Source organism: Paenibacillus intestini (assembly GCF_030803945.1).
Lineage (GTDB): Bacteria > Bacillota > Bacilli > Paenibacillales > Paenibacillaceae > Paenibacillus > Paenibacillus polysaccharolyticus.
This window is the reverse complement of the sequence record NZ_JAURUN010000011.1, coordinates 171,967-178,862: the sequence shown is the minus strand read 5'-3', so window position 1 is coordinate 178,862 and position 6,896 is coordinate 171,967. Positions and strand designations below refer to the sequence as shown.

Genomic DNA, 6,896 nt, shown 5'->3' with positions numbered 1-6,896 from the left:
AAGACGACGAGGTAGATAGGCTGGGGGTGGAAGTGCAGCAATGCATGGAGCTGACCAGTACTAATCGGTCGAGGGCTTATCCAATAGCAAGTTTTAAATCGCGTACGTTTCGTTTCGAATCTAGTTTTCAGAGAACAACACTCTGAATATGCGCTGAACCATTCATCCACACCGCTGTGATGGACCGAATGGAACGCGAATGCATTTGTTTCACAAATGCTCGTTTGGTGGCGATGGCGGAGGGGTTCCACACGTACCCATCCCGAACACGACCGTTAAGCCCTCTAGCGCCGATGGTACTTGGACCGCAGGGTCCTGGGAGAGTAGGACGCCGCCAAGCGAACTTTTTCATCTTACATAAAAAACAGGCTCTGCATGTAAACGTTGTACGATGAGTTGCATTTGCAGCCCAAATGCATATTATTCCCTGATAGCTCAGTTGGTAGAGCACTCGACTGTTAATCGAGTTGTCACAGGTTCGAGTCCTGTTCGGGGAGCCATTAAGGCCCGTTGGTCAAGGGGTTAAGACACCTCCCTTTCACGGAGGTAACAGGGGTTCGAATCCCCTACGGGTCATAGTTATTTTTAATAACTAAAGAGTGGGATGAGAATCCCAAAGGTTCGTCGGAGGATTAGCATCGATAGGAACTGCTTCGCAGTCTCGAACGAAGTGAGAGTATCCCTTACGGGTCATATTATGGAGGCTTAGCTCAGCTGGGAGAGCATCTGCCTTACAAGCAGAGGGTCGGGGGTTCGATCCCCTCAGCCTCCACCATATATGTTTTCTAATGACGCGGGGTGGAGCAGCCCGGTAGCTCGTCGGGCTCATAACCCGAAGGCCGCAGGTTCAAATCCTGCCCCCGCAATTGTAGCTTTCCTAACCGAAAGTGATCTGGAACCGTGGTGTAGTTGGCCTAACATGCCTGCCTGTCACGCAGGAGATCGCGGGTTCGAATCCCGTCGGTTCCGCCATATTTACATTTTTATCATGCGGAAGTGGCTCAGCGGTAGAGCATCGCCTTGCCAAGGCGAGGGTCGCGGGTTCGATTCCCGTCTTCCGCTCCAATATTTTGCGCCCTTAGCTCAGCTGGATAGAGCGTTTGACTACGAATCAAAAGGCCGGGAGTTCGAATCTCTCAGGGCGCGCCATTATTTTCATAGTTTGCCGGCGTGGCGGAATGGCAGACGCGCTCGACTCAAAATCGAGTGGGAAACCGTGGAGGTTCGAGTCCTCTCGCCGGTATATATAACGGGATGTAGCTCAGCTTGGTAGAGCACCTGGTTTGGGACCAGGGGGTCGCATGTTCAAATCGTGTCATCCCGATTTCTAAAAATCACTATCTAATCAGATGGTGATTTTTTGATTTTAATAGATATTCACTTCATAAATTTGGATCTCTTGATCTCTCGATTACCGCAACTTGTCAAGGTCAAGGCTTTCAAGAGTTTAAAGAGGTGGGTTTGCATAAAGGTTTCTCCATTAGGTCACAATAGGTTTAAAAAAGTGATTGAAGGGGTTTATGTGAACAGGTTCACCTTACGAAAACAATTAAAGAGACGCTGGCGACGATGGAAACGAACCTTGTGGATGGTTGCCGCTATATGTGCGGTTACAATATTAGCGTACCGTGGTTTATCTATATCAGCAGCAGTTGAGCGTTTACTAACGACCGATTTTGGTGAAGCCGTAAATGTTATGGGCCCAGTTAAACAGGATCAACGATCGGCACATGAGATTCAGGTGATTGTAGAGCAACTTGAAACGGGTGCAGACCAATTAATACGTGTTGTTTTACAAACCAAATATATTTGTGGTGTTGAAACTGAACAGCTGGGGAGAATGGATATCCCTCAATTAAAAATGCTGCTTGCTCAACATCCAGAGTGGGAAGCGAAGGTTACTTCCTCGGATACGTTACATTTGAATCAAAGCGTGGATGATCTTTCACCTGTTTGTAAACAAGAAGCCTACATCAGTATCGATGCTACAGGTCATCTCAATCTGTATGAGGGCAAACCCGCTGAAGAGAATGTTATTCGTACGTTTTTTCAACTCGATGTAGGTACATTGGAAAGTTCATTGCCTGAAGGAGTGCTGGAGCAATTGCAAGAAGGCATCCGAATACAGGATAAAGATGAATATGACAGTGTAATTTCGACGTTTAGTGACTTTGCTGTGGATGAAACGCATCATTTACTTCGGAATGGCGGATAAGCCAACCCGTATAAGGAATACAACCTTTAAGTCAAAGGTGTAGAGTTACCTTCGGGAAACGTGTATGAAGATAAGTGGATAGAAGAGATGGCTACGGAAGGACATCGTGCGGATGTCCTTTTTGTCGTTTTTATAAGTTAACTCTTCTATAAAAATGAAAATTTTGAAGAAAAGTCACGAATTACGATAGGCTTTGGCATAGACAAAGTTTTTCCTGCCGCAAGGCCTATCTTTTGTTATAATGAAATGAACGATACATATGTTCGCTTTTGTAAGGGAGAGATGGTTTTGCGTTTTTTGGGAATTGACCCGGGTATTGCGATTGTGGGGTTTGGTTTTGTAGATAAAATCGGGAACAAGGTTGTGCCCGTACAATATGGATGTATTCAGACGGAGGCACATACACCAGATGAGGATCGGCTTCTTCACGTATATGAAGGCATGGTGCAACTGATTGATAAGTATAAGCCAGATGCGGTCGCACTGGAGAAACTCTTTTTTAACCGTAACGTAACAACAGCGATGTCTGTCAGCCAGGCCCGAGGGGTCATGATTCTTGCTGCTGCTCAGAAAGGTCTGCCTATTGCGGAATATACCCCGATGCAGATCAAACAGGCGATTGTAGGCTATGGCAAGGCGGAGAAGAAACAAGTGCAGGAGATGGTCAAAATGTTCCTTCGTCTGCAGGTTGTGCCTAAACCCGATGACGTTGCAGATGCGCTGGCTGTTGCTGTTTGTCATGCACATTCTTATACATTAAATTCCAAGTTGAATGAGGTACTGCGAAAATGATTGATTTTCTAAGAGGACAGTTCATACATGTCGAGAGTGATTATATTGTTATAGATGTGCATGGGGTGGGTTATCGTGTGTTCTGTCCGAACCCCTATGCGTTTGCCAAGCAGGAAGGCGAGATCATCGTGTACACCCATCATCATGTGCGTGAAGATGCGATGCTGTTATTTGGATTTGTGACGAGAGAGGAACAGCGTTTGTTCCGTAAATTGATTGAAGTATCTGGAATTGGGCCAAAAGTGGCGTTAGGTATTCTTGCCGGTGGCACACCTGATCATGTGGTTACAGCCATTTATCAGGAGAATCTGACATTCTTGACGAAACTACCAGGTATCGGAAAAAAAACAGCGCAACGTATGATTCTGGACTTGAAGGACAAATTGGATGGTTTTGGTACAGCAGCCTATGAAACGGGTCTCTTTGCACCACCATCCGAGGAGGTTGGAAGTGGGTCCTCATGGGATGAGGCGCGTGAAGGTCTGAAGGCGCTTGGATATACGGATAGTGAACTGGACAAAGTATGGCTCAAGCTGAAAAAAGATGTGACGACCGCAGATTCTGTAGATGTGTTGATGAAACGGGCACTGCAAATGTTATTTACGGGTTAATTTATATTCATTTGTATCGTCGTACTAGAGTTGTAACCTGCAAGAAAAGGGTGGGAAGAACATGGATGAACGGATTATATCCGCTAACCTGATGATGGAAGATCAGAACGTCGAATTAAGCCTTCGTCCCCGATATCTAAATGAATACATCGGGCAGAATCAGGTGAAGGAAAATCTTAAAATATATATTGAAGCCGCTAAATTGCGGAATGAAGCATTGGATCATGTGCTGTTATACGGACCTCCGGGTCTAGGTAAAACAACACTCGCTAATATTATTGCAAATGAACTTGGCGTAAACTTGAGAACCACTTCAGGCCCTGCAATTGAACGTCCAGGTGATCTGGCAGCGCTGCTGACGAATTTGCAAGAGGGAGACGTGTTATTCATTGACGAGATCCATCGACTTCATCGTACCGTTGAAGAGGTGATGTATCCGGCGATGGAGGATTCTGCTCTGGATATTATGATCGGCAAAGGGCCAAGTGCACGTTCTGTTCGCTTGGACCTGCCTCCATTTACGTTAATAGGAGCTACGACACGCGCAGGACTTTTGTCAGCTCCGCTTCGAGACCGTTTTGGTGTGATTAGTCGTTTGGAGTTCTATACGGTTGATGAACTTGCGTATATCGTTTCACGATCCACTGATATTCTGGGTGTAGAGATTGTTGGGGATGCTGCGGAGGAGATTGCTTTGCGTTCACGAGGGACACCGCGGATTGCAAACCGATTATTAAAAAGAGTACGTGATTTTGCACAAGTACGCGGTGATGGCATTATTACACAAGCCCTGGCAGAAGAGGCGTTGCAACGCCTGCAGATTGATCCTCGTGGGTTAGACGATATCGACCACAAGATGCTCAAGTCTATGATTAACAGCTTCCGGGGAGGTCCTGTTGGACTGGATACGATAGCGGCTACAATTGGGGAAGAATCTCAGACGATTGAGGATGTGTATGAACCTTATCTGCTGCAGATCGGTATGATTCAGCGTACGCCAAGGGGGCGTGTAGTTACTGATCTAGCCTATCATCATCTTGGTTTGCCTGTTCCGCCAAGAGACGGTAAGTAAGACTCGGCTTTTGCACGTCGTCTATGCGAAAACAGATATTAAACAGGAAGTTGAAATTCCCGTGAAAACTGACCGATATAAAGTGAAGAACATGTATGGAGAGGAGCCTGATTGTGGGAAAAGCAATACGCACGAAGAAGTGGAGTCGTCGATTGAAGGTACTGGCGGCTGCTCTGTTGACAGTAGGGTGCTTGCATGTGCCAGCTTATGCGGCTGGTGATAATGAGCAATTGATTCGAGTAGCTATGTTTGCGAATTTAGGGAGCACATATAAATCAACAACACCTCTAATTACACTTGAATCAGCAGGTTCATGGAGTATTCAGTCTGGTGGTGGTACCAATGTGACTCTTCCATCGGGGCAAACCCGTTTTAGTGCGGATGGATTCCGCGTAAAAGTATTGGAGACTGCTGATTTCACAACAGCCGCAGCGGCAGCAAAATTGCTTCAGGCTACGGCTGATAAACCTTTGCTGTATACGGTGACATTTAATGGAAAAATACTGCATCAGCTATACACCGGCAATTACGGTACAGCAGCACTTGCAGGACAAGCCGTTGCTCGGGTTCAAAAGACAGCTGCGACTCAATTAGCGGGACAGAAACCGGTTGTAACCGGAAGCGAACGTCTGTCTTCGGGGAACTACACTTCTCTTCAGGAAGCAGAAGCAGCACAGTCAAGTTTGCTTGCAGCGGGATTTACAGCTTATCCTGTATTGCAACTAGATGGAAGCAATCAAACCTATACCGTATGGGTCGGTGAAGCGATATCTGCGACGGAGTTATCTACGTTGAAGCAACGTGTAGAATCCAGTGTATCTGGCATTAGCCTCTCTCCTGTAGGTAACAGTCCAGGTTTGATTATTCGTCAGGACGCAGGATTGAGTATGGATGCCTTTAAAACGGCCCCACATTACACGATTGCAGGCAATGACTCCAAGGTAATGATACAAGGAAGTGGCAACGGTATAAAAGTTGTAGAGCGCTCCCAGCGTACATATCGCGGAGATATGGAGATCAGCATCGTTAATGGGGATCTAGCTTTAGTTAACGTCGTGCCACTGGAACAGTACTTGTACTCGGTTGTTGGCGCAGAAGTGTATTCTTCTTGGCCAACGGAAGCACTTAAAGTGCAGGCGGTGGCTGCCCGTTCCTATGCGCTCCAGCAGGGCGAGCGTTTCAAGATCGCCAATGTTGTGGATACCACACTGAGTCAGGCATACAATGGAATGAACTCTGAGAACGACAAAGTAACGAGTGCGGTGGATGCAACGGCTGGAGAAGTGCTCAAAAGCGAAGGCAAAATTGTAGAAGCTGTATTTTCATCTAATGCTGGAGGGCAAACGGCTCATCCTTCTGAAGTGTGGAACGGTGGGGCAGGCGTATTTACAAATGTGGACAGTCGTGGCGATCTGTCTGCGCAGGCTGGACTGCATACATGGTATCATGTGCTGATGAGTTCAGGTGTGAGCGGATATATTCGTGAGGACAATGTAAAAGAATTAACAACGAAGACGGATGCTGGACTTTCCAAAGCAACCGTAACGGCTCAAAATACAAATCTTAGACCGATCCCGCTCATTCAATCCAATGTTGAGCCAGTTGCCAAAATCAATCCTGGAACGGAAGTTGTTGTATTGGCAAAAGTGGCTCAATCCAATGATTATGCATGGGTGAGAGGGCCGTTTACTTCGGCACAACTGGTCAAGACATTGCAAGGTAAGACAACTGTAGCCGCCCCAGCTTCCATTTCAACGTTGGAAGTAACCAAGCGAGGACCTTCCGGACGAGCACTGGAAGTTACGGCCAACGGGCAACCGTTGACTGTTAAATATGCGGATACGTATCGCTCTGCACTCGGCGGATTACCAAGCACTTTATTTGATATTGCAGGGACCGGAAGTTATACTGTATTAGGCGCTGACGGTCAAAAAGTCAGCAAAACCGGATCACAGGGCGCTTCAATATTGTCTGCCTCAGGCACAGGCACCTCATCCAGCAACGCACTTGTTGTGATGAGTGCAGATGGTCAAGCGAGAGCCGTGACACAAGGCCAGACCTTTATGTTTATTGGTCAAGGGAATGGACATGGACTTGGCTTATCTCAATGGGGTGCCAAGGGTATGGCTGACGAAGGGTATGATTACCAGACGATATTGAAACACTATTATCAAAACGCAACTATTGTTAAGGAATAAAAGATAAT

At 46.6% G+C, this 6,896-nt stretch carries 5 protein-coding genes, 9 tRNA genes and 2 rRNA genes; all 16 read left to right on the top strand.

Features of this window, described 5'->3' with window-relative positions; genetic code table 11:
• Nucleotides 1-84, top strand: a 23S ribosomal RNA gene (locus J2T16_RS24135); the annotation flags it as partial.
• A 139-nt stretch (nt 85-223) separates the two neighbouring features.
• A 5S ribosomal RNA gene (gene rrf / locus J2T16_RS24130) occupies nt 224-340 on the top strand.
• An 84-nt stretch (nt 341-424) separates the two neighbouring features.
• Nucleotides 425-500, top strand: a tRNA-Asn gene (locus J2T16_RS24125).
• A 4-nt stretch (nt 501-504) separates the two neighbouring features.
• A tRNA-Glu gene (locus J2T16_RS24120) sits at nt 505-576 on the top strand.
• Between the two features lie 123 nt (nt 577-699).
• A tRNA-Val gene (locus tag J2T16_RS24115) sits at nt 700-775 on the top strand.
• Nucleotides 776-792: 17 nt separating this feature from the next.
• Nucleotides 793-866 (top strand) — tRNA-Met (locus J2T16_RS24110).
• A 28-nt stretch (nt 867-894) separates the two neighbouring features.
• Nucleotides 895-972: transfer RNA gene (locus tag J2T16_RS24105), tRNA-Asp, on the top strand.
• Nucleotides 973-990: 18 nt separating this feature from the next.
• Nucleotides 991-1,065, top strand: a tRNA-Gly gene (locus J2T16_RS24100).
• Nucleotides 1,066-1,072: 7 nt separating this feature from the next.
• Nucleotides 1,073-1,149: transfer RNA gene (locus tag J2T16_RS24095), tRNA-Arg, on the top strand.
• Nucleotides 1,150-1,164: 15 nt separating this feature from the next.
• Nucleotides 1,165-1,243 (top strand) — tRNA-Leu (locus tag J2T16_RS24090).
• A 7-nt stretch (nt 1,244-1,250) separates the two neighbouring features.
• A tRNA-Pro gene (locus J2T16_RS24085) sits at nt 1,251-1,324 on the top strand.
• Between the two features lie 264 nt (nt 1,325-1,588).
• Nucleotides 1,589-2,215, top strand: coding sequence for a BofC C-terminal domain-containing protein (locus tag J2T16_RS24080; protein ID WP_221787415.1), 627 nt, complete (start codon nt 1,589-1,591; stop codon nt 2,213-2,215).
• Between the two features lie 288 nt (nt 2,216-2,503).
• On the top strand, nt 2,504-3,007 hold the full coding sequence (gene ruvC / locus J2T16_RS24075; RefSeq protein WP_090915614.1) for a crossover junction endodeoxyribonuclease RuvC: 504 nt from the start codon (nt 2,504-2,506) through the stop codon (nt 3,005-3,007).
• On the top strand, nt 3,004-3,618 hold the full coding sequence (gene ruvA / locus J2T16_RS24070; RefSeq protein ID WP_499019405.1) for a Holliday junction branch migration protein RuvA: 615 nt from the start codon (nt 3,004-3,006) through the stop codon (nt 3,616-3,618). Before ruvC ends, ruvA begins: the two co-directional genes overlap by 4 nt.
• Nucleotides 3,619-3,679: 61 nt before the next feature.
• On the top strand, nt 3,680-4,690 hold the full coding sequence (ruvB, locus tag J2T16_RS24065; RefSeq protein WP_154887474.1) for a Holliday junction branch migration DNA helicase RuvB: 1,011 nt from the start codon (nt 3,680-3,682) through the stop codon (nt 4,688-4,690).
• A gap of 113 nt (nt 4,691-4,803) precedes the next feature.
• Entirely contained in the window at nt 4,804-6,888 is a 2,085-nt protein-coding gene (locus J2T16_RS24060) for a SpoIID/LytB domain-containing protein (RefSeq protein WP_499019404.1), read from the top strand.
• The last annotated feature ends 8 nt before the right edge of the window (nt 6,889-6,896 follow it).

Excerpts from the sequence above, each read along its gene's own strand:
- J2T16_RS24080 (WP_221787415.1), top strand. The coding sequence starts at position 1,589 with ATGGTTGCCGCTATATGTGCGGTTACAATATTAGCGTACCGTGGTTTA.
- ruvB (WP_154887474.1), top strand. The coding sequence starts at position 3,680 with ATGGATGAACGGATTATATCCGCTAACCTGATGATGGAAGATCAGAAC.
- ruvA (WP_499019405.1), top strand. The coding sequence starts at position 3,004 with ATGATTGATTTTCTAAGAGGACAGTTCATACATGTCGAGAGTGATTAT.